General features: G+C 37.5%; 25 protein-coding genes. 8 read left to right on the top strand and 17 right to left on the bottom strand.

The genetic code is table 11. The annotated features are described in order from the left end of the window. Positions 1–3: 3 nt before the first annotated feature. Positions 4–1290 carry a sialidase family protein gene (locus tag LVD47_RS14600; RefSeq protein WP_236978033.1) on the bottom strand — a complete coding sequence of 429 codons (1287 nt, stop codon included), beginning with the start codon at positions 1288–1290 and terminating at the stop codon, positions 4–6. Positions 1291–1384: 94 nt separating this feature from the next. Then, positions 1385–1600 carry a hypothetical protein gene (locus LVD47_RS14595; protein WP_236978031.1) on the bottom strand — a complete coding sequence of 72 codons (216 nt, stop codon included), beginning with the start codon at positions 1598–1600 and terminating at the stop codon, positions 1385–1387. A gap of 37 nt (positions 1601–1637) precedes the next feature. On the opposite strand from LVD47_RS14595, the gene LVD47_RS14590 reads away from it, so the two are divergent. Next, positions 1638–1874, top strand: coding sequence for a type II toxin-antitoxin system Phd/YefM family antitoxin (locus LVD47_RS14590; protein ID WP_236978029.1), 237 nt, complete (start codon positions 1638–1640; stop codon positions 1872–1874). Next, positions 1871–2269 carry a type II toxin-antitoxin system VapC family toxin gene (locus LVD47_RS14585; RefSeq protein ID WP_236978027.1) on the top strand — a complete coding sequence of 133 codons (399 nt, stop codon included), beginning with the start codon at positions 1871–1873 and terminating at the stop codon, positions 2267–2269. Before LVD47_RS14590 ends, LVD47_RS14585 begins: the two co-directional genes overlap by 4 nt. A 496-nt stretch (positions 2270–2765) precedes the next feature. Here LVD47_RS14585 and LVD47_RS14580 read toward each other — a convergent pair whose 3' ends face one another. The 5 genes from LVD47_RS14580 to crtID form a co-directional block, all read right to left on the bottom strand. Then, a complete protein-coding gene (locus LVD47_RS14580) occupies positions 2766–3620 on the bottom strand; it encodes a ChaN family lipoprotein (RefSeq protein WP_236978025.1) in 855 nt (284 codons plus the stop codon). Positions 3621–3710: 90 nt separating this feature from the next. After that, positions 3711–4892 carry a lycopene cyclase family protein gene (locus tag LVD47_RS14575; RefSeq protein ID WP_236978023.1) on the bottom strand — a complete coding sequence of 394 codons (1182 nt, stop codon included), beginning with the start codon at positions 4890–4892 and terminating at the stop codon, positions 3711–3713. Beyond that, positions 4861–5298, bottom strand: a complete 438-nt coding sequence (locus tag LVD47_RS14570) for a sterol desaturase family protein (RefSeq protein WP_236978013.1) — start codon at positions 5296–5298, stop codon at positions 4861–4863. Before LVD47_RS14570 ends, LVD47_RS14575 begins: the two co-directional genes overlap by 32 nt. Positions 5299–5374: 76 nt before the next feature. Beyond that, complete coding sequence (locus tag LVD47_RS14565; RefSeq protein ID WP_236978004.1) at positions 5375–6220, bottom strand: phytoene/squalene synthase family protein; 846 nt, start codon at positions 6218–6220, stop codon at positions 5375–5377. A gap of 1 nt (position 6221) precedes the next feature. After that, entirely contained in the window at positions 6222–7715 is a 1494-nt protein-coding gene (gene crtID, locus LVD47_RS14560; RefSeq protein ID WP_236978002.1) for a bifunctional phytoene desaturase/3,4-desaturase, read from the bottom strand. 122 nt (positions 7716–7837) lie between these two features. Here crtID and LVD47_RS14555 point away from each other — a divergent pair, with 122 nt between their 5' ends. Next, positions 7838–8533 (top strand): MarR family winged helix-turn-helix transcriptional regulator, encoded by a 696-nt coding sequence (locus LVD47_RS14555; protein ID WP_236978000.1) that lies wholly within the window; start codon positions 7838–7840, stop codon positions 8531–8533. 18 nt (positions 8534–8551) lie between these two features. On the opposite strand, the gene LVD47_RS14550 is transcribed toward LVD47_RS14555, so the two are convergent. After that, entirely contained in the window at positions 8552–9430 is an 879-nt protein-coding gene (locus LVD47_RS14550; RefSeq protein ID WP_236977998.1) for a phytanoyl-CoA dioxygenase family protein, read from the bottom strand. Positions 9431–9563: 133 nt separating this feature from the next. On the opposite strand from LVD47_RS14550, the gene LVD47_RS24120 reads away from it, so the two are divergent. Beyond that, positions 9564–10439 (top strand): AraC family transcriptional regulator, encoded by an 876-nt coding sequence (locus tag LVD47_RS24120; protein WP_236977996.1) that lies wholly within the window; start codon positions 9564–9566, stop codon positions 10437–10439. On the opposite strand, the gene LVD47_RS14540 is transcribed toward LVD47_RS24120, so the two are convergent. From LVD47_RS14540 to LVD47_RS14520, 5 genes are all read right to left on the bottom strand, one after another. Continuing rightward, complete coding sequence (locus LVD47_RS14540; RefSeq protein ID WP_236977994.1) at positions 10417–11088, bottom strand: LrgB family protein; 672 nt, start codon at positions 11086–11088, stop codon at positions 10417–10419. The two genes, LVD47_RS24120 and LVD47_RS14540, sit on opposite strands and share 23 nt — an antisense overlap. Positions 11089–11090: 2 nt before the next feature. Then, on the bottom strand, positions 11091–11456 hold the full coding sequence (locus LVD47_RS14535) for a CidA/LrgA family protein (protein ID WP_236977992.1): 366 nt from the start codon (positions 11454–11456) through the stop codon (positions 11091–11093). Between the two features lie 70 nt (positions 11457–11526). After that, positions 11527–12696 (bottom strand): exo-alpha-sialidase, encoded by a 1170-nt coding sequence (locus tag LVD47_RS14530; RefSeq protein WP_236977990.1) that lies wholly within the window; start codon positions 12694–12696, stop codon positions 11527–11529. 115 nt (positions 12697–12811) lie between these two features. Further along, entirely contained in the window at positions 12812–13606 is a 795-nt protein-coding gene (locus LVD47_RS14525) for a creatininase family protein (protein ID WP_236977988.1), read from the bottom strand. A 107-nt stretch (positions 13607–13713) separates the two neighbouring features. Continuing rightward, positions 13714–14850 carry a sialidase family protein gene (locus tag LVD47_RS14520; protein WP_236977980.1) on the bottom strand — a complete coding sequence of 379 codons (1137 nt, stop codon included), beginning with the start codon at positions 14848–14850 and terminating at the stop codon, positions 13714–13716. A gap of 98 nt (positions 14851–14948) precedes the next feature. Here LVD47_RS14520 and LVD47_RS14515 point away from each other — a divergent pair, with 98 nt between their 5' ends. Together LVD47_RS14515 and LVD47_RS14510 are read left to right on the top strand one after the other, a co-directional pair. After that, positions 14949–16160, top strand: a complete 1212-nt coding sequence (locus tag LVD47_RS14515; protein WP_236977978.1) for an Nramp family divalent metal transporter — start codon at positions 14949–14951, stop codon at positions 16158–16160. A 269-nt stretch (positions 16161–16429) separates the two neighbouring features. Next, a complete protein-coding gene (locus tag LVD47_RS14510; protein ID WP_236977969.1) occupies positions 16430–17068 on the top strand; it encodes a Uma2 family endonuclease in 639 nt (212 codons plus the stop codon). Between the two features lie 33 nt (positions 17069–17101). On the opposite strand, the gene LVD47_RS14505 is transcribed toward LVD47_RS14510, so the two are convergent. Genes LVD47_RS14505 through LVD47_RS14495 form a run of 3 tightly spaced genes read right to left on the bottom strand, consistent with a single transcriptional unit; the run spans position 17102 to position 21733 of the window. After that, a complete protein-coding gene (locus tag LVD47_RS14505; RefSeq protein WP_236977967.1) occupies positions 17102–18190 on the bottom strand; it encodes a glycoside hydrolase family 43 protein in 1089 nt (362 codons plus the stop codon). 6 nt (positions 18191–18196) lie between these two features. After that, positions 18197–20434 carry a hypothetical protein gene (locus tag LVD47_RS14500; RefSeq protein ID WP_236977965.1) on the bottom strand — a complete coding sequence of 746 codons (2238 nt, stop codon included), beginning with the start codon at positions 20432–20434 and terminating at the stop codon, positions 18197–18199. Positions 20435–20455: 21 nt separating this feature from the next. Beyond that, complete coding sequence (locus tag LVD47_RS14495) at positions 20456–21733, bottom strand: alpha/beta hydrolase family protein (RefSeq protein ID WP_236977963.1); 1278 nt, start codon at positions 21731–21733, stop codon at positions 20456–20458. Between the two features lie 145 nt (positions 21734–21878). On the opposite strand from LVD47_RS14495, the gene LVD47_RS14490 reads away from it, so the two are divergent. Together LVD47_RS14490 and LVD47_RS14485 are read left to right on the top strand one after the other, a co-directional pair. Next, complete coding sequence (locus LVD47_RS14490) at positions 21879–22226, top strand: DUF4260 domain-containing protein (RefSeq protein WP_236977961.1); 348 nt, start codon at positions 21879–21881, stop codon at positions 22224–22226. Positions 22227–22524: 298 nt separating this feature from the next. Next, entirely contained in the window at positions 22525–23925 is a 1401-nt protein-coding gene (locus LVD47_RS14485) for a sialate O-acetylesterase (protein ID WP_236977960.1), read from the top strand. A gap of 57 nt (positions 23926–23982) precedes the next feature. Here the strand turns inward: LVD47_RS14485 and LVD47_RS14480 are convergent, their stop codons facing one another. Then, on the bottom strand, positions 23983–25773 hold the full coding sequence (locus LVD47_RS14480) for a zinc-dependent metalloprotease (protein ID WP_236977958.1): 1791 nt from the start codon (positions 25771–25773) through the stop codon (positions 23983–23985). Positions 25774–25997 lie beyond the last annotated feature (224 nt).

Below are 25997 nucleotides of genomic sequence, written 5' to 3'. Positions count from 1 at the left end.
CACTTATTTAGATTTTTCAGATAACTTGTCAAGGGTTCTAATATTAATCCTATAAGCCAAAATATAGGGAGGATAATTTTCTTCCCAATGTCCGTACGTTGCCAAAAAAATATCTCCGTTTTCGAATAAATGGATAGTAGGATACCCGCAATCATATCCAACCAGATTATCCTTAAATCTTATCCTGTATTCACCTTCACTCCCAGCTAAAAGATCATCAAATTTTCCGATCCACCCAACCCAATCACCTCTCGTTGATGACTCTACTCCAACATCTCTAAAAGAAATAAATAGCCTTCCATCTGGCAAGACGACTCCTTGATGTCGGTCCCCTGTAAGTGCATCAGGCAATTGCCGCGGCTGAGACCATGTAATACCTTCATCATGGCTTATTGAAATAAAAGAATTAAAAATTCTATTGTTTTCTCTCATTAGCATAGCAATGGAACTACCGTCAGGGCTCCTTATCAACCCAGCTTCACATAAAAAAGCTTCAGAAAATTCAACAGCTAACTTAGGTTCTGTGAACTCATACCCATTTTCAGTTACAGCAGTAAATATTTTACCATTATTTCCCATTTCTTCATTTCTATCGTCAAAATGAAAGGTTCCTAGATATTTACCATCTTTAAGCTTAATTAAATCGGCGAATAAAACATTGGGTGAAATAGTCTTTCCTCCAAAAACTAAAGGCCGTAATGAAGACCACGTCCTACAGTCTGCAGCTAAATCCATACTAGCATATCTTGCAGGAAAGTATTCACCTGCCCGAGGTGTAAAAACTCCCGTATAAAGAAATACCCTTTCCTCTCCGAAATTTGGATTCAATTTATATGCAGTTGGAACTTGAGTAAAAGGGCTATTAACTTTGTAGCCTGTATAAATATTTGTATCAGGCAAGATATTCCACTCTTCGGGAATATCAAGATTCTCAATCCAGTTTATTCCCCCATCATAACTCTTAACAGACCTAATATTTCCCAAAGCATGACCTGTCAAGTAAATAATAGTAATCTCATCCTTGTTAGAAATAAATGAAGTTGGATGTCCCAAATATAAATTCGAATCAATATCTACGATAGTTTGCAAACCTAAACTATCATTCAAATCAATTTGCATAATGGACATTCCTTTATTCTCTGCTTTATCAAATGGAAATTTTTTTTGGCCATTTACACTACCGATAAAAATGAAGATAAAAATGATGTTATAATAAGCAGGAGACACAAACAATTCCATTAGTAATAAATTAATATTATTGATAAGAGAAAGTAATTTATTTTTTTTCATTATGTACTACATATTGGTTATAATGAACAAATATACACTACAAATTTAAATTTCCTAATTCGTTGTTACCTTTTTTTTAAATTTTTTTTCGTAGCTATTTCGCAATACCGGTTTCAGAATTATTGTAAATCGACCCAATAAATGAATACTTTAAAGGAGTTTCTCCAATGGGATTAACGGTTACAACTTCCACGTCATAACTGCGTTTTATTCTTCTTTCAGGCAGACCTGGTGATATATAAGCACGACTGTTGATAGAGTCAAACCATATCACAATGAGATTATAAACGACCAAGTCATTTCTTGACAAGTTGACAAGAATTTTATATCTTTTTTAAAAATGTATTATGAAAACAATGAGTGTGGGAGAATTTAAAACTCATTTCTCTAAGGTAGTAGAATGGGTCAAACAGGGGAACAAAGTGGCTGTCACCTTCGGTAAAAAGAAGGAAATTATAGGATATTTTATACCCAATAAACCTTTTTCACTGAAAAAGAGAACGTTGGGCATAATGGAAGGTAAAGCGCGGGCCGTTTTTCATAAAGACTTCAAGATCACCGAAGAAGAATTTCTGCAACAATGACGTATTTAACCGATACACATTCCTTAATATGGAGCGTTCTTCAACCGGGAAAATTATCTCGTAAAGTAAGGGAAATTTTAGAAAATCCGGCTTATACGATCTCTGTTAGCGCCGTTAATTTTTGGAAAATTTCGCTAAAATATTCTATTGGTAAATTGGAGTTGAAGGGCATTTTACCCCAGGAATTCCCTCAAATTGTACTCCAAATGGGGTTTCTATCCATTCCCCTTACACCGGTAGAAGCCGTATCGTATCACAATCTGAATGGGAACCGGCATAAGGATCCTTTCGATAAAATGTTAATTTGGCAAGCGATGAGGCATGACTTTACATTCATACGTAAAGATAAAAATGTAATGAAATACGAAGAAAACGGATTGAAAGTAGTGTGGTAAATGGATCATTATTTATGATCCAAATTCTAATTTCATTCGATTACCAGTAATTCCCACTGAAAATTTACATCCATTGTATGTGTCCGCAGATCCTTTTCATGGACTTGCGTCACAGACATTCAGATAGGGAACAAGATCGCTAAGTCAACCCCATTCGCGGCCTGCCGATCCTTTTCGATGACACAAGCGGGCTACCGACTTTTCAGTAGAAATTGCCAGAGAATCCATAAAATGCCTGCGGCATACTCTGTGCTTCAGTGGCAAAAAAGGAACAATTAGCCACGAATGCACGAATGGTGGTCCGCCGCGACGAACCACCCAAAATATCCGAATTGTGATTCACTCGTGCCTGTTTACAGCCAACAGACATTCGTTGCCCGTGAAAATCATAATGTTCGGTGGATTCATTTTAGTCAGATAGAAAAATTCATCATATTTTCCTACATCCGGGCCGAAACTTTCTCCGGAAAAAACATTTTGGGATGAATAGCCCGGATCAATACGTCCTCGTCATATTCTCCGGCACACAAATAATAAAATCCGCCCGTCCCTCGTACTCCTCTTCCAGCCTTTTCACATCTTCTTGCATTACCGTAGTAATGGTCCGGTATTCCCGGTCCGGGTCCAGTCTTTTCAAATACCACAGGATCCCCTCATAATTATCCGAATGATAGGAACCATTGAAGTGGACAAATAATTTCCCGTCCTCAATATTCTTGTGAATAAATTCAGCCATCGTAGCATCCTTTATAGCCTGGGCTTTGGGTAAATTCTCCCCTCCGTGGCCGCCTCCCATTTCCAGCATTTTTTGATAGCCTGGCAATTGCGGGTCATAAGCTATAGGCAAAGTAGCCATCCAGCCTTTTTCCCTGTCGGTCAACGAATCCAGGACACCAAAACCATTGCGGTACACCATACTTGCAAATCTCCTCGGAACATTCGTTCCGATAAAACGGATATCGTGTTCTTTGGCAAAATCCACCAGGGGCGCATAATCCGTATGATAATTTCGCCACAACCGGGCCAACGAATCCAATTCCTTCTCGTTAATTTCCCCGGCAAGGTACTGATCCAAAAAAACCTGGTTGTCGGTCTCAATCATTTCCGCTCCGAGGGTCAATTCGTGCTCCTCCGACAAACTGGTAATCAATTCCAGTTGTAACCAGTGCGAAATTGGATTGTCATGAAACTCCCCGAATAGTATAACATCCGACTGCTTCAACTTTCGAATCATTTTCTCGTATGAAACTTTATTCCCCTTTGTATTGAATAAAATATACGCTGGATTCTTTTGTGCAAATGCAGTGATTACAAAAAACAGGATAATTAGTAGACTAATAATTCGAATCATAAATATTGGTTTATGAAACAAACATACTCTATTTTGAATGATTCTTAATAACATAAAGAAAAAAACTATGAATCTCGTTTACTTATCGTACTATTTTCTTTTTTTAAATACTTCTTTCACAGCCATTTTCACAAACAAAATTACTGGCAACTTGACAAAAATGAGAAATTCCTCCCACAACGACGTCCTGTTATCAAGAAACTTAAATACACGGGACACAGGGTTATCTTGAAATAATGAAAAGAAAATATGGGCTCCTTTTTTAGGATATTCAGAAATTAATCGCAGTAATATACGGTCGTAGTACCAAAATCGGGAACTAAAATATTTTGGTTTTTCTAGAGGATGAATATTTTGCTCAAGATCGTTGACAATATTCTCCACTTCTCTTCTGACAAATGAAAAAGTATATCCTGTAGATGGTTTTGTCCATCCTCCTGCTGTACCTATTGGCAGTATATCCCTATACTTTTGAGAAAAGACTAAATCTGTCATGGGAATAATTCCATCTTCTTCTGAAATTATGGTAAATTTTCCACCCACCTTTTCATTGAGAAAACGGTTTAAAGCATTCTCATAGAATTCTCGCGGCTTTAATTCTAAAGTAAAAAGTGTAAACTCAATTAAAGCTTTTTTCGGGCTTACAGGAAGTACATAATAAAAAGCTACTGCATCTTCCTGGTTCGTCCTGAAATCCATTAAAGTAGCCTTATTCTGATCGAAGACCGCTGCTTCGGTCTCAATATACCACCCCCGAAATTGTTGCCAAAGTTTATTACCTGAATGATTGTTTAGTTCTTCTTTATTAAAACGGCTGTCGAAAACTTTCTGGCCTATATATTTCAACTGTCCAGCCATAACCACAGCCCCACCTCCTTCAAGCTGTGAAATATCCGTAACAATTGCTTCCACCATATCGACTCTTCCTGATGCTTCGATTTCACTGAATGCATAATGACGGAAGTCTTGGGAATCCATCATCTTATAACGATATCTCCCCAAGTCAATATCTAATAATTTATCCGAAAGACAAAGTCTGACATTCCTCCATTCTTTTGTAATAAGATCTTTGTAGGTGAAATTACCCGAATCCCAAAAACACCACGTCCTGTCTGGATAATTTGAAAATGATTTATCTACCAGCAATATCCTCCCTGTTAAATCCATTTTACTGGCTAAAAGTTCCAAACATAAACTTAGTCCAGCTAAACCACTTCCTACTATTATAAAAGAATATTTGTCAAGCAGACCCTGCTCTTCGAATGGATTCATCCTTTTTAATTTTATCCCTGTATTTTCTTTCTACCCATAGGAACCCGAATGATTCACCATCTTCTTTTCCCAGATGTTTGTGATGCATTTTATGCGCCCACCTCATAGCTCTTACATACTTATTTTTGGAATGGGTCCACCATTTTATTCTTTGGTGAATAACTACATCATGAACTAAAAAATAAGCAATACCATATAAAAACACCCCAATTGCAATGCAGGTCAACCAGGGATTATCATGAAAAGTCCCGAAGTAAAAAAGAGTGATGCACGGAACAGCAAATATGATAGCGAAAAGGTCATTTTTCTCCAAATCATGGTCATGAGGCTGATGATGATCTTTATGTAATACCCACAAAAATCCATGCATTACATACTTATGTGTAAGCCATGTTATTCCTTCCATTATAACAAATGTGGAAATAATTATTAAAAAATATATCAAATATTGCAAAACCATGATCTTAAAGAAATTTAGATATTTAAGCTACTGAAAACTTACTAAATATTGCCGTTTTGAGGATTAAATATAGTTTACTTGCATTGTTAATCCTTACTCTTTTCTGGAATATTACTTCCGGGGGTAATTTGCGAATTTTATTGAATAAAGACATGTAACATTTATAAGCTACCAACACTCCGAATTTAGACTTTACCGGAAGCAATTTTATTCCCTTGAATGCTTCTTCAAAATCTTTTTCTATACTACTTTCTATTGACAACTTAGCGGCTGCATTTAATTCACCATTATTCAATTCCGGAAAATAACTTCTGTTCAGATCCGCCACATCGTCTTTTAGGTCTCGCAGAAAATTTACCTTTTGAAAGGCCGCCCCCAAAGCTCTGGCAGAACTGGATAATTCCTCAAAAAGCCTTCTTTCACCATTCACAAATACACAAAGACACATTAAACCAACCACCTCTGCTGAACCATAAATATAATTATCTAATTCACTTTCGCTTTCCCAATTGGTTTTGTTCAAATCAGTAAACATACTGTCAAAAAATGCTTCTATCAATCCATTGTCGATATTATACGTTCTCACTACATTCTGGAAACCTTGAAGTATTGGATTGACACTAATTCCTTCATTAATAGCCAAATTTGTGTCCTTTTTGAATCGAATTAATAAGGATTTCTTGTCGAAATCGTGAAAAGAATCCACAATTTCATCTGCAAGTCTAACAAAACCATAAATATTCATAATGCTTTGTCTAATATCACGATGGAGAAGATTCGTCGCAAATGAAAATGACGTACTGTATGATGAGATCACAGACTTGTTGCATTTATCACTAACCTTATTGAATAATTGTAGCCTATCCATATTACGCAATTGTTTTGAGATTTTCAGAATAAGTATTGTGTTCCCTGATTACTTCTTTGGCCACTATTTTTCCAGATATTATAGCAGGCGGAACGCCGGGTCCCGGGACCGTTAATTGACCACAGTAATAAAGGTTTTTCAATTTTTTACTTTTCATTCGTGGCTTCAGAAAAGCCGTTTGATCCAGAGTATTGGACAAACCGTAGGCATTTCCTTTAAACGCATGGTAATCTTCCTTAAAATCTCTGATCGAATATGACCTTTCATAAATCACTTGGGATCTAATTTCCACTCCCAACCTCTTTTCAAGTCGTTCCAGTATTTTCTCTTTATACTTCCTGCGCAGTTGCTCCGTGTCCCCATCTAACCCCGCCGCTATTGGAACAAGGATAAAAAGATTTGTACAATTTTCAGGCGCTGTAGAAGCATCTGTCACTGATGTAGTGCAAACATAGAACATTGGATCTGAAGGCCATTTTGGTTGGTCGTAAAGTTCCCTTGCATGCTGATCAAAAGATGAGTCAAAAAATAACGAATGATGATCTAAAGAAACTTTCTTACCAATACCCAGGTAGTAAATTAAACAAGAAGGAGCCATTTTTCGTTTATCCCAGTACCCGGAAGAATAACTTTGTTTATGATTTGGTAATAATGATTCAATATGATGGTAGTCTCCACTGCCGACGAGAACCTGCGTGTCAAAATCTCCTTTATTTGTACAAATACCAGTGACAATATTTTTCTTAATAACGAAATCCACAACCTCTTTACCGCAATTAATTTCAACCCCCAATTCCTCTGCTAAAGATGCCATCGACTCAACAATCTTAAACATACCTCCCATTGGATACCATGTACCCAATTTAGTATCAGCGTAATTCATGAGACTATACATTGCAGGTATTTTGTCAGGCATTGCACCGAGGAATATTACGGGAAATTGCATAATTTTACGCAAGTACGGATGTTGAAAGTATTTATTAATATGTTTGTCCATGTTGTTGAACAAATTCATCTTAAAGGCAGCTTTTAACAACTTGGGATCAGCATATTCTTTTATCCCAAGTGAAGGCTTCGTTGCAAATCCCTTCATACCCAATTTATACTTGGCAGCAGCGTCGCTAAAAAATTGATCTAGTTTTAATGAACTACCCGGTTCAAACTTTTCGAAAAGGGATACAAATTCATTATATGATGCTGGTATTTCAATTTTTTGTTTTTCAAAATAAATTGAATAAGATGGATCCAATCTTCTCAATTCATAATAATCTTCAACCTTTTTGCCGAAGTCATTAAAAAAATCTTCAAATATATCAGGCATCCAGTACCAACTAGGCCCCATATCAAATGTAAATCCATGGGATTCAAACTTTCTTGCTCTTCCACCTATTTCCTCATTCTTCTCAAAAATACGGACCTTATACCCTGCTTTAGCCAGATAGCAAGCGGTTGTTAACCCTGAAATTCCAGAACCTATAATTGAAACAACTTTCACAATTAATATATTTACATACAAAAATATAAAAAAAAAGAATATTTACATTCTATTTTTAATTGAATTTCTAATATTTTTACGCAAAAGATTGTAATTTGGATTTTTGAATCAGATTTTGATCCATGAATGGAATTAAACTAGTAAAGGATGTTCTTGAAGAAATAGAAGACTTTGCTCTAGAGAATAACTTTAACGAAAGAGACGTATCACTATTTGAGTTTAGAGAGTGGTTGAATAAAAAATATAAAGGTGAAAAAGAGTCTCAGGAAATATATAAAGAATTAGAATGGCCGGGCAAAGGACGCGGAGTTGATCCACATTTTATTGCATGTTCCCTCGTAACTCATTTATCCCGTTACAAATTACATTATATAAAATTGGCATTAACCGATTCTATTTTTGATACATATGATGAATTTTCTTATGTGCTTAACTTAATTTTTACCGGATCTAAAAATCAATCCCAATTGATTGAAAAAAATATACAATCAAAACCTACCGGATCTGAAATAATACACCGTCTTGAAAGGAAAAAAATTGTATCTAAAACTCCTTCTAAAGAAGATAAAAGAGTCAAAATTCTAGAAGTTACCCCTTTGGGTAGGAAAGAATTTTATAAAATACTGAATAAGATCAGTTCTATATGTGACATGGTAACTTCTCCCATCACAGAGTTGGAAAAATTGCAATTATTAAAAATCCTACAGAAATTGGACGCTCCGCACCGGGAATTATTCTCTATACAAGGTAATTTGGACCTAAATGAATTAATGGATCATTTTGACACAGATATTAGACCTGCACTCAATCCCGAATAATACAGGCTGATTGAATACTCATATTAATTGGTCCACACTTAATAGTTTCGGATAAAACTGTCCTTCAATAGGATTCCCCCTTTTTATAGAAGGTGTACCCGGGAGAAGGGGTTCATCCGTATCACTGAATGTTCCATCCTTAAAATAATTCAAAACAACACCCCTTCGAGGTCTTTCAGAATGATTCTCATATGAACCATGAACTAACAAAGGATGATGGAAGGTTGCATACCCTTGCTTAAGTTCGATAGGTACAGGTTTGAAATCAGCCTGTTGTTTTTCATCCAAATAATCAAGAATCTTGTCCATATCTCCTCCCAATTCAGGCATATCAAGTAAATCCCACTTATGACTACCAGGTATATAATGCATACATCCATTCTCCAGAGTAGCATCATCCAGTCCCATCCAGCAGGTTAAATGTTGCATAGGTTTGGACCGGGTCCAATACGAGTAATCCTGATGCCATGCAACGACTCCTCCGTGTTTGGCAGGCTTGCAAAATAACTGATCATGCCAAAATCGAACATCTCCCTTTAGTAATTGCATTGCAGGCACTAAAATAGAGGGATTCCATAAAATATCGTGAAATCCGGGAAAAACCCGCCAGGCTCCTAATGCGTGAAATAAGGTAGTATCCGGATTTCCTGACTCATTAGAATAATATTCATAAAACAGACCTTGCTCACTCTCATTCATATCAAAAATATGCTGTAATTCTTCGCGTAGGATGCTTATATGTTCGGGTTCCAGAACTTTTACACCTGCTACATAACCAAATTCTTCAAAATGGTTCAACTGGTCTTGCGAAAGCTTATATTGCTTCCAATCAGTTTTCAAATCTTCAAAAGAGAAAAGATCATTGATAGGCGCATGAACAAAAGATAAATCTTTCATAATCTCAATAATTAAAATGTTATACCACAAAGTAAAATCAATAATCTTTAAATATCTACCCGAAATTTGCTTAATTGTGATACTAAATTGAATATTTTATTTTTTTCGGTGGTAAAAAAATCAATATAATACAGTGAAGATATACGACGAATCCATTCTTATTCCTTATGGCCAGACTCTTAATATAAAGTATATACAGCTCCAAAAATTTGATGCCCCTTATCACCAACATCCGGAGTATGAATTAACACTTATTATCCGTGGTTACGGGACCCGATATATCGGAGGACAAAAGGAACCATTTCAACCGGGAGACTTCGTTCTTTTGGGTTCAAAAATTCCTCATGCATGGATTACCGATAACAATTGTAAAATTGCAGAGGCAATTGTCATACAATGGCACAACAACAAAATAGCACGTATTTTAAGCAACGTACCTGAATGGCAAGTTTTGGAAAGCTTGATAGAAAGGGCTCAACTGGGATTACATTTTTCTGAAATACAAAGTATTTTACACAAACTATTTGAATTATATAAGGCACCATTGAGGCTAAGACTAGTAAGGTTTTTAGAAATCCTATGTATTTTGTCAGATCATTCAGAAAATTCTAAACAAATCCTTACCCATCGCTTCATTCATACATCCCGTAAAGATTGCCGCCGTATGGCACAAGTCCTGGAATACATTTCAGAAAATGTATTTAATGATGAAATTTCAGTAACTACTATCAGTAGAATATTATACATGACACCATCTGCCTTCTGTCACTTTTTTAAGAAAAGAACAAACAAAACTTTTATCGAATATATTAATGAAATAAAACTCTCTAAATCTACCCAACTATTGATCGACTCCGATGAAAAAATATCAGTAATTGCCTTTCAATCGGGGTTTAAAAACCTATCCAACTTCAACAGGCTATTCATTAAGAAATATGGAAGTTCTCCCAGCAATTACCGTAATCAATCCAAATCCGCCATGATACCTAATGAAACAAACCCCAAATAATTGGTGCCAGAAATACAGTTATAACGGCATTAATGGCCATTGCTAATCCACTATACAGGCCTGCTTTCTCATGTATTCGAATAGCTCTGGCAGTACCAATTCCATGACTACCCGTCCCAATGCCGACTCCAAGCTCCTCACTTTCTATAATTCCCAGTTTGTGTAATATCCACGGAGCACACATGTTTCCAAAAATACCTATAGCAATAACCACTACCGAAGTAATCCCGGGATCACCACCCAATCCTTTCGCAACATCAATTGCCACTGGTGTCGTAATGCTAATAGGCACCAAGGAGGCACTTAAATCATCAGGCAACTGAAATACCAAAGTGAATACCATTACTGAAAATACACTAATCAAAGTACCTCCACCAATAGATAATACAAGAGGTGTTAAATTCTTTTTGACATTACGAACCTGTTTAAATAATAATACACCAAGTGCAACAACTGAAGGACCAAGAAAGAATGTTATAGCTTCATTTTCCTTGAAATATTGATCGAAGGTAAAATCAAAAATCCAGAGGAATAGGATTGAACCAGAAACTGCGAAAAAAACAGGTACAAAAAGTAAAATAGGTAATTCCTTATACAGCTTGTTACCCAGCCAAAACAATAATATGGTTACCAACATTAACCATCCCATAATTACCTTTTCTTTAAGAGTTTAAACAAGGTCCCAGAAATGGCGAATGTTGCTACAGAAGTCAAAACTGCAATTAGAATGATATATAATCCCCAGCTTTCTACTAAATACCATGCATCAATTATACCCACTCCATAAGGAACAAAAAATAATCCCATCAATCCAAGTAAAACCATTGATGCTGCTTCAATCCATTTAAGTTTTATTATTTTTAATGAAAGTGCTGTAAATATAAGAATCATTCCAATCACACTCCCGGGAATAGAAAATGGCAAAAGACCTGCTATCCCTTTACCTACGAAGAAAAAGGTTAATAAAAGTAGTAATCCAACCGAAAATTCTCCAATTTTTTTTAATTGAGTTTTCATCATATATAGATTCGAAATTGTATAGTTTAATAGATAAAACTATTCATTAATGCTTTTATATCAACAATTTCTACCTATTTTCTTTGTAAGAAGGAATTTGGACGGTCTCAGGATCCCAGATAGTGGCCGCTATATGTTGCTGCTGGTGTTGTGGTGAAGACCAATAATAGACAACAATCAATTGCCCCCTATTATTCTGTGCGATCCTGGGATATCCAAAATCCCAGGTATTTTTCACATCTCTAAATCCGTCTCTTATTATAAATTCTTTCCCCCAGGTTTTTCCTTCATCGCTGCTATACTTACCCGCCATAACACTATTATGGCGGTCCCCGTATACACAAATAATTCTACCATCAGCCAACCTTAAGATTGCGGGGGGATTAGAACTGGATTCAAACTTTTTGACAGTGCCGTTTGATTTCCAGGTTTTTCCACCATCTTCAGAAATATATGACTCCACAGAATTATCTTCTTTATCTTTTGAAATTTTACGGTCTACTACCAGAAATCTATCGTTTGAAAGTTGAACCGAACTACTCATAATATGCCTTACTTTTTTCTTTCGGGGTGTAACCCACCCCAAAAAATCAAAAGTCTGTCCGCCATCTGTCGTTTTTATACATCCAATTCTTTTCGTTTTATCATTTCCGGCAGTAATGAAAACAAGCATCTCTCGCTGGCCTAAAATAATATAATCTGTCCGTGCTTGAATATCAACTTTCTTCAATTCCCTGCTATCTTTTACCTCTCCGAGGAAAAAAGGACCTTTCCAATTTTGACCGCGATCGTAAGAATAATAAAAACCTCCTTCAGGGTCATCATTACCATGATACCCCGAAGAAAACACCCTCAAAGCAAATCCGGGATGTCTAAAATCAAGGGCAGATTCCAAATGCTTTTTGCCATTTGGAAGCCATTTTTCGTTCGCATCGTCTAAAAAGTTTTCCGGATCAAAAACAGTCCAGTTAATACCACCATCCTTACTCCGTGTAAACAAACTTTCTTGAATTCCAGTAATATTATGTCCGTCCTGAATAGCATAGTCTCCCTGTGTAAAACCCACCAATATTTCGTCTTCCCAAAACCATAATCCATTATTTGCAGGCCAACCATGAAATCGATCCTTTTCTATGGCTGCAATATAATGTTCAGCTCTAATAACATCCTGCGCCTCTAATTCCACTGACAATGTAAAAAAGCAATAAAAGAAGTAAATCCAGACTAATCGACTAATCATTATTGTAGTTTATTATTGATACGCAAAATATCATATTCAAATGTAATCTTTACATACAATTATAACCAGATTTGTGCAAATTCTAACTGGGACCTGAATCCTTTTAAATCGTCTTTTAATTCTGCTCTGCCTGTGAATCACTATATAAATCCTCCAGGGATAAACCTCCTAGTTCTTCAAAAAATTCTGCAACCGAACCTGACACCTCTTCTATAAATCTTCTTCCATTTTCGGAAGTGGAAAATTGAGGATTACCCACTCCCGTATCCCGGGTAGCCTTACTCCATACCCTTTGAGTTGATACCCAACCCTCTTGTATTGCCTTTAGATTGAAGGGAAAGCTTTTTCCATCTCCGGCTTGCTCCAATGGCAAGACCAATTCCGGAAAAAGATACATAATAGCAGAAGTTTCCAACTCCCCAGCGTGATCCCCCGGTTCTTTAAAAAACTTCTCTGCCGGTTGTACTTGCCACCAATTTAATGCACAAACAAAAATATCGGGAAACTCCAGGTAGACCTCCCTTATCATTTGTTTGAAGTGATTGCCTCCATGAGCATTAAATATTACTAATTTTTGAATACCACTTTTCTTAATTACCAAAAGTAAATCTTTCAGGAGAGCTAACTGTGTAGAAGGGTTCATATTTAGACACAAGGGGATATCAATTTGACCGGTATTGACTCCGAAGGGTACAGGAGGAAGAACTACTGCTTTGACCCCCTTGCCCCATGCTTTTTCCGCACTAAGTATAGCTACCTCTTCTGCCAAATAGGTATCCGTACCATATGGCAAATGGAAATTATGCGCTTCCGTAGCTCCCCAGGGCAAAATTGCTATTTGATAATCTTCTTTTTTTACAGACTTCCAATTCGTCTCTTTAAGGACAAAAGGCCGAATATTATTAGACATTAAATTTCTTTTTATATTAATTAATAAAAACTAATATAATATTTTCTTCTAATCATATAGTTTGATAATTCCATTCATTTGGTAAATAGGAGCTTTTAATTATTTCCCTATCGTGGTTCTACATATTTATCTTCCCCTTCAGTCAACCACTCCAGCGAAAATTTGACAAAGGAATTTTGAGAATAGTCGTCCTTTTCAAATAATAACCCAATCTCCCCATTTTCTAAAACCGTCAAGGTAGAATAAGCTGATGGGCCATCATAAATGGTTCTCCCTTCAGTCCAGGTTTTACCTTCGTCATAACTGATCCTTACCGTCATATTCTTTCGACCATCTTTCATTTTGGCATTAGAAAATAAAAGCCGACTTTTATTATATCCGTCTCTAACAGAAGTATAGCGTATCAGACTGGCATTATTCCCCGGATCAATCAATTGTTTGTCAGTTCTTGTTTTCCAGGTATCTCCGTTATCATTTGAGACATGTACATAGCGAATTCCAGTCTTTTCCTTATCCCTTGAATTTATCATCCAATCGCCATTATCCAGTTCAACAATTTTGGATTCATCTCCCGGCTTTACAGGAGTGCCTTTATAAAACCATGTTTTCCCATGATCCTTGCTTCCGTAAACATAAACAGAGTTTTGAGTAACATTTACGAGAGTATGGAGAATTGTACCGTCTCGCGTCTGTATTCCCCGGCCAGAAGTTATAAACTTAAAGTCTTCATGCCATTCCTGTCGGGTAACCTGTGATGTAATGTCCCTTGGTTCACTCCAGGATTCACCGTTATCTTTACTTTCCGTAACATGGAGATAGTAGATCCCGTTCTCATTATCAAGGTCCATAAAATTGTAAAATAAAAATATATGCCCCGTTTCCCCATCCACTATCATAGAAGGATCTGAAGCAGATTGACCGTCCGGAAAATCTACTACAGTTTTCACCTTTGACCATGAGTTACCATTATCTTTGCTTATTCTCAATACTATATTAATATCCCGGTTATCACGTAAATCCCCACAGTGCGGCACCCTCTCGTCAATGGCAGCAATTAGATAACCATTGGGTGCTGTTACTAAGGAAGGGATTCTAAAACATTCTACGCCATGGGTCAGAGAAGCATTGAAAAGATCCTGGAAATTAGAAATTTTATCCAGTGCAATCATATCAGGGGACATCTTACGATTGCATGAAAAACCAAATAGAATTACAATAATTAAGTATAATGCTGTTTTCTTCATCCTGAGAGATTATGATACTTTATGAAAATAAAATTTCAAAATAATTACTATTTTCCAACTTTTCTATTAAATAGAAATAATTAATCACATACTACTATATGAAATGGATTAAAACCATTGGTCCCGGGCTTGCAGTAGCGGCCACAGGTGTAGGCGCAGGTGATATGGTAGCCGCAGCTGTAGCCGGATCAAAATATACTGTCGCCGTTGTATGGGCCGTAGTTTTGGGTGCAATTCTCAAATATACTTTAAACGAAGGAATCGGGCGCTGGCAATTTGCCACAGGCACTACTCTACTCGAAGGTTGGATCGCTAAACTCCCCAAATGGGTATCCTGGTACTTTCTAATTTATCTCTTCCTTTGGACTTTTATCGTCGGAGGAGCACTTATGTCTTCCTGTGGAATAGCAGCCCATTCAATTTTCCCAGGGATTTCCGTTTCTCAATGGGCCATCATCCATTCATTCGGCGGAATGGCACTAGTATATTGGGGCAAATATAGTTTTTTTGAAAAAGCCATTAAGTTTTTCATTGGGCTCATGTTTGGCACATTGATTATTTCTGCCGCTATGATTTTACCAGACATAGACTTTTTACCACTAACAACTACAGCCTCCTACATTCCTAAAGGTTCCGGTAAATTTTTGGTAGGCATATTGGGAGGTGTAGGAGGTAGTGTAACATTATTGAGTTATAGTTATTGGCTGAGGGAATCAAAATCATCTTCAAAAAGCAATTTCCGTAACTCAAAGTGGGAATTGTTAATATCATATGGTTTTACAGGATTATTTGGAATAGCCGTTTTGTTAATCGCTTCATCAGTTAACCTGCCGGGTGAATATTCCGGCTCACAACTTATACTGGCTATTGCAGATACATTGGAATCAAAGACAGGTACCCCAGGGCGTTTTATTTTCCTGTTTGGTTTTTGGGGAGCAGTAGCCTCTTCACTTCTAGGAGTTTGGCAAGGCGTCCCCTATTTATTCAGTGACTTTATCCATTCCTCAGGTTTCACGAAAACTTTAAAGGTCAATAACCTACAGAATAAATATTACAACGGATATTTGTTGTACCTGGGACTGGCACCCGTACTACTTTTGTATTTTGACAAACCGCTTTGGGTAGTCATTATTTACTCTATAATTGGTGCATTTTTCATGCCGTTCCTAGCCATCATTCTCCTGATATTGAACAATAAGAAAGAATGGGTAGGCGACTTTAAAAATCCCGTATTGATTAATATTTTACTTATACTATCGATACTAATTTTTGGATATTTGTGTGTAGTGGAAGTACTGGAAACCGTGTAGTGTTTTAATAATTTTCAAATTTGATCAAATCATTTTTGATTTCTACATGTTGTAAAATCGTAAAACATAGACAGTTGAATTTTATTTAGACAACAAAATGTTGCCAAGGAGTCAAAAATTCGATTTACATCATAGAAGTTCATAAAAGGTAGTTAATGATTCCCAACAATCTCTGCCTTCAGACTCTACTCCTATATTCACCTGACTTACAACCTGATATATCAAAAAAAATCCATATATTTATGGGTTACAATAAATAGTAAGAGGCCATGATCACCAAACTATCACAACTCGATTTTAATAAAAAATACACGTACGCCGAGTATCTCACATGGCGCTTAAAAGAGCGCGTAGAACTAATCAAAGGATATATATCCCGGATGAGTCCTGCTCCTACACGGAAACACCAGGAAATTTCGGGAATTATTTTTAATTCCATGTACAGTTTTCTAAAAGGAAAAAAATGCAAGGTTTATTCCGCTCCCTTTGACGTACGGTTTTTTACAAAAACTGAAACTGGTGAAATCATCCTTGACAATGTGGTACAACCCGACATTTGCGTAATCTGTGACCTGGACAAATTAGATGATAAAGGATGCCTGGGTGCACCGGATCTCATCGTAGAGGTCCTGTCCCCTTCTACTTCTGAAAAAGACCTCACCTACAAATACGATCTTTACCGTCTTAATGGGGTAAAAGAATATTGGGTGGTCAGCCCGGAAGATAAACATCTGGCCATATATATCCTGGATGATTCCGGAGAATATATCCCCAGTAGGTTATATACCCGTGGCATCACAGTCACTTCCACTGTACTTTCTGGTTTCTCTGTCGATCTGTCAGAAGTCTTCGAACCCTTTAATTGGAAAGTTCTGGAAGAACAAGAGAAGTATTACAATAGAGTCTAGAAATAATTCTGCTCATCCGAAGGCCTGATATTATCACTCCCCTCCCGGCCTCTTCAATTCCTCACCCGCCGGTAGAGGCTCCCCAAAGTCCGGAAAGCCATCCTCCTTCCAGGAAAAAGGCTGCATTCTCACATCGCGGTTCCACCCCGGCTCTGTCCCTTTTTTCGAGTGATATATAATCCAATCCTCCTTGCCGTCCGGTGACATGACAAAGCTAGCATGACCGGTACCATGAACATCCTTGGTTCCCTGAAATACCGGCCCTCGCTTTGACCAACTATCCGGATTTAGTATGTCTGTATTTCCCTTCTTTAAATACAACATGCCCAATCGATATTCAGGCAACCAGGATTCCCGGCAAGAATAAACAATAAAAACCCGGTCTTCATTTTTCAAAATCTGAGGCCCTTCATTCAGATTCAGGGGCCCTCCCGTCTCCCAATTCTCCTCGGGAGAAGAAAGCAGAACGCGCTCTCCGATCAACGTATATGGATTCTCCATTTTCTGAATATAGATATGCTGAGAAGTCTTATCCGTGTCTCTTTGCTCTTTCCAACCTGACCAAACAGCAAATAATTTATCTTTATACTCCAATACCGTCATATCGATAGCCCAAATATTACTTTTCGGTATTTCCGGGGTATCCCCGGTATACAATACCCCCATATCCTCATATTCGCTAAATACATCTGAATCCTTGGAACGCAACACCCCTGTTCGTTGATGAATATAGGGAGGACCTGAATTACCAGCAGCATAATAAACATACCAATGGCCGTCAAGGAAATGGATCTCCGGCGCCCAAACACATGACTGATTCCAGCCATCGTCAGGAGCTTCCCAAATCGTCTTGATTTCACCCATTTCCGTCATCTTGAGAGATTGCGACACTTTAATCTCATTATTCACTGTAAAGCAATAAAAGTACTCATTATCCACCTTCGTCATCCAGGGGTCTGCTCCGTCCCAAACCGGGTTGGTAAAATAAAGTTCATTTCCTTTCGAATCCTGAGACTTCCCTTTACCTAAAGTAGTTATAAAGACAAGCACTAGAAAGAATCCCATTACGATCCACCTTCCAATTTTTTTCTTTTGACCAACTCTAAATCCTGAAATATGCATTTCACACTACTTTTTCAAAGAATCTAAAATATAATTGCAGGAAATCACTTTTTCCATTAAATCCTCAGGTAAATAATAATATTGATTGGTAGCTTCAAAACCTATACGGGAATCATGGCAAGTAATCTCATATAATTCCTTGGCAAGTTGTATCTCTTCTTTAACAATCTCCAGAAGCCGCCCTTTTTCAGACTCGATACCTCTCTTCATAATAAATTCGCATTGGTTGGCTACAGAGGTATAATGCAGATATACCGCTTTAGCAATACCATAATCTTTTAGAACTATTTCCTTTCTGTCAGGATCTACTTCAGTAAAAATTTTTTCGAATTCTCCAAGACCCTCTTTCCACTTTTCGGAAAGCTTCCGAAATTGATTTGTAAAACTTTCGGGAGAATACGAACCGCGCCACCCATCCAGGTCATCGTAAGGAAATCCGACCATAGTAGCTCCATAATTAGTTGGATTCTCATACAATAAATTGGCCGGCCCATATTGCTGAGGTGCTTTGTATACAACACCTCCCCCATACGGAAACTCCGAAAATGCCTTACTGAACGCGGTCCAGGCATTCCGGACAAAGGCTGAAAACTCCTTTCCATACCTTTCCCTCGCCATTTCATTAAGGACTTTTTCCTTTGACAAACCAGGATCCTGATTAAATTGTTGAGCAATCCTTAAATTTGGAGAGGGATATCCACCCAAAGACCAACTCAACATATATCCATCCACTCCAGATTGCGTAAGATTTTCGGCATGTTCTGCGATGAGGTCCATCACGGGAATCCAGGGTACTGACGACAATTCCCAGGTATTATTAAACTGAACTTTTGCAGCTGTATTCAGTCCCATTTCATTTGCAACTTCCCAGTGCTTCCGGGCCCTCGGGCCGGGTCCAACAACAGAAATGGAATATTCCCCGACTTTTGAGTCCACACCTCCGCGATGAAAGGGTTGCGCCCATTCACTAACGGACATAAACCACACATCATCCGGCAATTTCCTGATGATCTCCGTACCATCTCCGTGCCCATTCCACCCCCAATCCCAAACAATAACCTTGGCTTCAGGATTGCCTTTATGCACTCCCTCTTCAATAATATGATTTACTTCTGCTATAATATCCGGATACTCCCTGTTTTTACAATTTTCGCACTCTTTCCAGTGGCCATGGGATGCACAACTTGTCAAATTTTCTGAGGCAGTAATTGTGAAAACGCCCCCTAAGCCATGCACTTGAGAAAATACATGCTCTAACGCTTTTTTCATCCAATCCTGCACTGTAGGAATACTTGTGCATAAAGTCTGGTATCCATTTTTTACTACGCCCCCCAATTCAGAATGATTATCAAAAAAAGAAACTGGCATTGATCGGGGTTCATTAATATATAAATAAATCTTAATACCATATTTTGCGGCCCTATCGACTATGGTTTGCAATCTTTTCAGCCTGATCGAACTATCCTCACCAAATTCAGGAAATACTGACGATTGATGTGACAATTGATTTAATACTACATGCATCCATACACCATTTACTCCAAATTCAGCTAATTGAGCAAGTAATCCATCGGGATAAGGATCTAAATCGGGATCCATAAGCGGGTCACCAAACACTCCGAAATAAGAGTATATAAACCTCAATCCCTCTTCGTTGTTCCGTGCAACACGAGACTGGTATTTTGACAGGTCTTTAATAAAACTTAATCGCGGTTCTTTATCAGTATCATCTCCATTAAAGTGGTTTTCAACTACTCCTTTTATCCAGGCCGCCTTTTCCCATTCACTCTCTGATGGAATTTCATATATTAATGGATTACATTTAGGTTTGAGATTGCCCAGTTTGATAAACAAGAAATCATCCTCTCGAAGGGAAAAGGCCAATTCTTCGGCACTCATTTCCAACAATTTCATAAGTTGGGAGTAAGGCAATAGATGCCAATTACGTCTAATTATTGTTATATATAATTGCTTTTGATATTTCCGTGAAGGATTCAGTGGTTCTGACAATCCCATAGAATACCCTACCTCCAATACATCTCTTGGGTGGCACTCAATTACCTCTGCCATTTTTTTAATATCGACCAAATTCCAGTTGCGCCATATAAATGCAAAAATCTTATTTGGGAAATGATCAAATTCTAGCGAAGAAGGATGTGAGCCCAGCGGTAAGGACTCTTGTGAACAGCCATATTTAAACAAACTCACCCACATAAAAACAAAAGAAAAAATGAAAATCTTCACATTTGTCATAATACAATTCCTCTAACGAACAAACCTATCTGCGAATTCAATATATTTTACCCAGTCATATTGCTTGACATCATGGTTCCCCGATCGCATATGATAAGATACCCCGGGAGACATTCTAGCTTCATTTACTTCCGGAGGTGTAGGATCATTATAAGATTGAATATTATATAGTTCATATACGGGATGTGCATAATATCCCGACAAATACTCCCCTTTCGGATCCGCCCACTCATCTCCTTGTGCACTTGCTATATACACCGGACGCGGAGCCATCAAAGAGATCAACATATGCTGGTCAAACGGCAAATCTTCCTCCTGGTCATTATACCTGGTAAAATAATCATTAAACCAATGCGGAAAAGCATTATTAATTACTTGTAAAGTTTCCCCGAATTCCCTTTTGGATAAAGCTGCCCCTCCGCACCCCGAGTCATTGGAAATAGCTGCTGCAAAGCGCTCGTCCTGAACACCTGTCCACAGGGATGTTTTCCCCAAACGGGAATGGCCAAATACAATTACCTTTTCTTCATCTACCTGAACATCCGTTTCAAGATAATCCAATGCACGTGATAGTCCCCAGGACCACAAACCTATACTACCCCATTCTTTTTCCGTTGGCCTGGATTGCCCATCTTTGTAAAAAAGAGGATGTAATCCATTTTGAAAATCATCATCAAAATCCGGATCCAGATCCCCATAATAAATAACACCTAAACCATATCCTTGTCGGATAATATATTCTACAGGCCAACGGGAAGAACGAACACCCCTAGAATTATCATCCACACGATTATTAAAAATGTAAAAATTGGGATTGTTTCTTGCAAAACTCTGATGCAAAGAAATTTCTAAACTTGGATTGACGGTATGATTCCCATAAAAATTTAGTCCCAGGAACATGGGAACCGGCCCCTTTACACCATTGGGAATAAATAATAATAAAGAAGCTTTATGTCTTCCGTTTTTACTACTGAAAATCATATCTATTTCCTTGAGAGTTGCTTCGCCACTTAAAGCCGTATTAATTTCCTTCCTTACAACAAAATTTACACTTACTTCTGTTTCTGGAACAGTCCCATACATTTGTTCACTAAACATCTTAAGGACTTCCGGTCTTCGTATATTTTCCCAATCATTTACACTCGAAACATCCTTTCCAGATTTAGAAAGTAATACCTTAGGTAATTCAAAATTAGGAACCTTGCTCTCGTCGTAATTAGTCTCCTGACTATATCCGATAGAACAAAACAGTGAAAAGAAAATAAAACAAATATTTTTTCGGGTATTCATTTGTAAAAAGCATTATAATATTACGTGAAAAACTCTAAATGTAAGGAAGAATTAAGGTTTGTAGCAACTTTCCAGGTAAAAATTCAATTCCAACTGGAAAAGGAATAAATTTGAAACAACTATCCTTTTAACATTAAAAAAAAATATGAAAACAGTAATAAAGTGGGAAGAAGCAGGAATGGTCTTACTTTCCGTTTTCGCATTTAACCAGACAGCGTTCCCATGGTGGCTATACCCATTATTGATTTTGGTTCCCGACATTGGGATGTTGGGATATCTAGTGAACCCCAGGATAGGTGCCCTTACCTACAACATTTTCCATCACAAGGGAATTGCTATTTTCCTATGGCTAATAGGATGGTACTGGTCCATTCCATGGGCAGAGTTGATCGGCATAATCCTTTTTGGACATAGCAGTTTGGACCGGATTTTTGGATTCGGGCTCAAATACCCGGACGACTTCAAAAATACCCATTTAGGAAGAATGGACTGACCAAATAAGTGCCTAAAGTTTGAAGTTTCTAAAACATTTAAAGTTGATTTCAGAAGCCACCTACAACTTCGCAGCTTTGGCGACCGGGGGAAGTCGGGGAACGGAATGTGCTTCTGACTCCAGCTTGAAGCTTGCGGCTTAAGTATTGTGGATTTCCTGACTTCCAACTTCTAACCTCGGACTTCCTACTTTAGGCACTCCCCGGACTGTAGACACTTCAAACTTCATATTCCCCTAAATATTCCCAAAAATATTCCAACATTTATTACATTAGCCAAATTTAAACAACCTAACAATCATGAAAAAAATCAATACATTCTTGTTTCTAACATTAATCACAATCTTACCTTTTCTATCCTTTTCGCAAACGATACTGCCCTCATTTTTTGCAGATCACATGGTATTGCAACAAAATGAAGAAGTCGCTATCTGGGGGTGGGATGAACCTGGTAAAAAGATCATTGTAGAAGGAAGTTGGGATCAGCAAACTAATGTTAGGACAGATGACTCGGGCAAATGGCAAACTTCAATAAAAACACCTACGGCCGGAGGTCCTTATACATTATCTATCTCTGGAAGTGAAGATATTACCTTCGATGATGTAATGATTGGTGAGGTTTGGATTTGTTCCGGTCAATCCAACATGCAAATGACGCTAAAGGGATATACAAACCAGCCCATCTTTGAAAGTGGAGAAGCTATTTTACGTGCCAACCAATCTGACATTAGGATGTACACAGCTACTAGAAATGCCAGCGCAGAACCAATCAGTGAAATGGAGGGCTCCTGGGAGGTCTCAAGTACAGCCACAGCCCCTGGATTTAGTGCAGCTGCATACTTCTTTGGTAGGTACCTGGAAGATGTTTTAGAAGTACCCGTAGGATTAATTGTCACCTCCTGGGGTGGATCTAAAGTAGAAGCCTGGATGGATGAGACTTCATTGCGCTCATCAGGAGTAACAGAATTTCCGAACGAAGTCCCTGAAGATAGGCCACATCAGACACCTACCCTTCTTTACAATGCAATGATAAATCCTCTTGTTCCTTTCAATGCTAAAGGTTTTTTATGGTACCAGGGAGAATCCAATGTAGGCAATGCCGAGGATTATACCGAGTTATTTTCCAATATGATCACCTTATGGAGAAAAGATTTCAAAAATTCTGAAATGCCATTTTATTTCGTAGAAATTGCTCCTTATAATTATGGTGGTAGAAATTCTGCATATCTCCGTGAAGCACAGCTTAACACTATGAAAAATCTTTCTAATGCTGGAATGGCTGGTACCATGGATATTGGAAATTGCACTAACATTCATCCGGGTGATAAAAAAAATGTAGGGAGGAGGCTGGCTCTGTGGGCACTTTCTCAGACCTATGGGCTGGAAGGATTTGAATACAGTGGCCCTGTCTACAAATCCATGGAAAAAAGTGACGATAATAAAATCAAACTTTCATTCGATCATGCAGAGAATGGATTTTCGACTTTTGGCCAACCTTTGAAAGGATTTGAAATTGCAGGCGAAGACGGAAATTTTGTAGAAGCAGAAACTTCTTTCAACAGGGGAGAAAAAACAATTTCCGTATGGTCAAGCCAGGTAAGTAGCCCACAGGTTGTGAGATATGGGTTTTCTAATTGTCCCGAAGCAAACCTCTACAATATGGAAAAACTACCGGCACCATCTTTCCGAACTGATCAGTAATATAAAAAAATAAATGCTTTAACTACTCAATGCCTCCTTTATGGGAGGCATTTTTATTTATTGTACAATTATTCTATGGAGGAGATCTTTTCGGCCAACTTTAAATAATATAAAGTATACTCCTGATTGTAATTCTCCCAGCAAAATGTGGTCATTTACCAAATTTTCAGATTTCACAACCTGTCCCAAGGTATTAATAATTGTGTATTGAATTTCTTCTTGACTAAAATTCCCAATATGTAACTTCTCGACCACCGGATTAGGATAAATAGAAATAACATCTTCATCGTTTCTATTATTGGTTAGTTGTATTGTATGAGAATACGAATCTTTACCGTCTTTATCCCACTGGTGTAATCGATAAAAATGAGTTCCATTATAATTCAAAAAATCTTCATATTCATAGGTATGTTCATTTCTATTCCTTTCGCTATCAACTGAGTGAATTTTCGTAAAATAATTTCCATCCAAACTATACTCAATATCAAAATGAGATGTATTTATTTCATTTGCGGTTACCCATTTAAGGGAGGCAACATTATGAGATATTTCCCCGGTAAAAGATAGTAAATTGAAGGGTAATGCCTGACTTTCCAAGTATGTATAATCAAGGCATTCTATATCCAGAGAAGAAATATCATTGCAACAATTCGGATTCATATTTGCAGCCCCTTCCGAACCTGAAATATGTCCAATTCCTAAAGCATGAGTTAATTCATGTGTAAGCATAGAAATGTAATCCGATGACGATTGGCACTCGCCCAAATCATTGTTTACGACTACAAAACCGGCACCAATCGTATACCAATTTTCTCCTTGAAAAGCATGAGTAGAAGTGGTACTCCAATACGCTCCTCCAATGGCTAAAGTTCCACTACAATTATTTAAATCCGAGATTTCATCAGCCGGATCATTATATTGTACCAGTATTTCATTAATACTGATATAGTCTAAATATGAATCATTGTCATAGGCTGAATTTTCCGAAGAATCCGGAAAATAATCGTGAGTACCACTAAACCCTAAGTTAATACCCGAATAATTATTATTTAAATTCGCCACAGCATCTGAAAGTAACATATTCACTGCAGAAACAGTAGAGTCACCATCTTCATGTCCATATACTTCCACCTGAATATCGGGAAATACATTCCATCTTACGGGTGTTTCAGAACTACTCCGTAAATTACTACAATGAGAAGGGGCCTCTCTGGGCTCAATTCCCCTGAAATCGCTGAGATTATATGGGGCTAGTACATTATTTTCATTCCACTCATCATTACCACTTAAATACGCTTCCATTTGATTGATCAACCTACTTTTCCAATAAACACCCATCGGCTCAGAATGTGTACTTCTTGCAATTGGTATAACCTCCAGTCCCCTGCTTTCGGGAACCGGGACTAATAGACTTTGGTCCTTCCTGTTTTCTTCTAAAAACACACCATATGAAAGCATTTTAGTTTTCCAGATATTCCTTTCTCCTGTGGGTTCCAAAATCATAAAATATGTACTCCCAACCTCAAAATTGACGTCACCAGACACACTTCTATACCATTCTCCTATAGTAAATTCAAGATTCTGGACAAAGAATCGATCAGCAATATTACCATGTATCCGATCACCTACAATAAACTCCGTTCTTTCTCTTTTAATTTGACCATCTGAGAAATTAATTTTCCCTATCGCTTGTGCTAAAACAACTACACTTCCATTCCTTGCCATTTCTCCCAAATTCTCAAAGGGAATTACTGTTGAAGCTTGCAAGGATTGAAAATTCAACATAAAAATAAAGCATATTGATACATAAACCATTAGTGCTCTATACTTGTAGAACAAATTTGTCATATCTTCCCTCCTATTTTATTAATAAAACCTTTACAAAGAGATTATAAAGTGTACCACATCTATGCGCAGCAAACAAATTATAGTCTGTTTGGCATTATTATCTTATCCATTTTAAACAGATTAAATACAAGATTATTGGATTGTTAAGAAAATTAACAAAAAAAGCTGAGAGTAAATTCTTACCCTCAGCTTCCATTGAAATATATATTATTATTTAATTACTC

Source organism: Membranihabitans maritimus, assembly GCF_021729145.1.
Taxonomy (GTDB): Bacteria; Bacteroidota; Bacteroidia; order Chitinophagales; family Saprospiraceae; genus Membranihabitans; species Membranihabitans maritimus.
The sequence above is the reverse complement of the archived record's forward strand: the minus strand, read 5'-3'. Positions and strand labels throughout refer to the sequence as shown.

Bases quoted from the DNA above. Each gene is read 5' to 3' on its own strand.
- LVD47_RS14600 (WP_236978033.1), bottom strand. From the start codon at position 1,290: ATGAAAAAAAATAAATTACTTTCTCTTATCAATAATATTAATTTATTA.
- LVD47_RS14590 (WP_236978029.1), top strand. From the start codon at position 1,638: ATGAAAACAATGAGTGTGGGAGAATTTAAAACTCATTTCTCTAAGGTA.
- LVD47_RS14585 (WP_236978027.1), top strand. From the start codon at position 1,871: ATGACGTATTTAACCGATACACATTCCTTAATATGGAGCGTTCTTCAA.
- LVD47_RS14580 (WP_236978025.1), bottom strand. From the start codon at position 3,620: ATGATTCGAATTATTAGTCTACTAATTATCCTGTTTTTTGTAATCACT.
- LVD47_RS14575 (WP_236978023.1), bottom strand. From the start codon at position 4,892: ATGAATCCATTCGAAGAGCAGGGTCTGCTTGACAAATATTCTTTTATA.
- LVD47_RS14570 (WP_236978013.1), bottom strand. From the start codon at position 5,298: ATGGAAGGAATAACATGGCTTACACATAAGTATGTAATGCATGGATTT.
- LVD47_RS14565 (WP_236978004.1), bottom strand. From the start codon at position 6,220: ATGGATAGGCTACAATTATTCAATAAGGTTAGTGATAAATGCAACAAG.
- LVD47_RS14555 (WP_236978000.1), top strand. From the start codon at position 7,838: ATGAATGGAATTAAACTAGTAAAGGATGTTCTTGAAGAAATAGAAGAC.
- LVD47_RS14550 (WP_236977998.1), bottom strand. From the start codon at position 9,430: ATGAAAGATTTATCTTTTGTTCATGCGCCTATCAATGATCTTTTCTCT.
- LVD47_RS14540 (WP_236977994.1), bottom strand. From the start codon at position 11,088: ATGGGATGGTTAATGTTGGTAACCATATTATTGTTTTGGCTGGGTAAC.
- LVD47_RS14535 (WP_236977992.1), bottom strand. From the start codon at position 11,456: ATGAAAACTCAATTAAAAAAAATTGGAGAATTTTCGGTTGGATTACTA.
- LVD47_RS14530 (WP_236977990.1), bottom strand. From the start codon at position 12,696: ATGATTAGTCGATTAGTCTGGATTTACTTCTTTTATTGCTTTTTTACA.
- LVD47_RS14525 (WP_236977988.1), bottom strand. From the start codon at position 13,606: ATGTCTAATAATATTCGGCCTTTTGTCCTTAAAGAGACGAATTGGAAG.
- LVD47_RS14520 (WP_236977980.1), bottom strand. From the start codon at position 14,850: ATGAAGAAAACAGCATTATACTTAATTATTGTAATTCTATTTGGTTTT.
- LVD47_RS14515 (WP_236977978.1), top strand. From the start codon at position 14,949: ATGAAATGGATTAAAACCATTGGTCCCGGGCTTGCAGTAGCGGCCACA.
- LVD47_RS14510 (WP_236977969.1), top strand. From the start codon at position 16,430: ATGATCACCAAACTATCACAACTCGATTTTAATAAAAAATACACGTAC.
- LVD47_RS14505 (WP_236977967.1), bottom strand. From the start codon at position 18,190: ATGCATATTTCAGGATTTAGAGTTGGTCAAAAGAAAAAAATTGGAAGG.
- LVD47_RS14495 (WP_236977963.1), bottom strand. From the start codon at position 21,733: ATGAATACCCGAAAAAATATTTGTTTTATTTTCTTTTCACTGTTTTGT.
- LVD47_RS14490 (WP_236977961.1), top strand. From the start codon at position 21,879: ATGAAAACAGTAATAAAGTGGGAAGAAGCAGGAATGGTCTTACTTTCC.
- LVD47_RS14485 (WP_236977960.1), top strand. From the start codon at position 22,525: ATGAAAAAAATCAATACATTCTTGTTTCTAACATTAATCACAATCTTA.
- LVD47_RS14480 (WP_236977958.1), bottom strand. From the start codon at position 25,773: ATGACAAATTTGTTCTACAAGTATAGAGCACTAATGGTTTATGTATCA.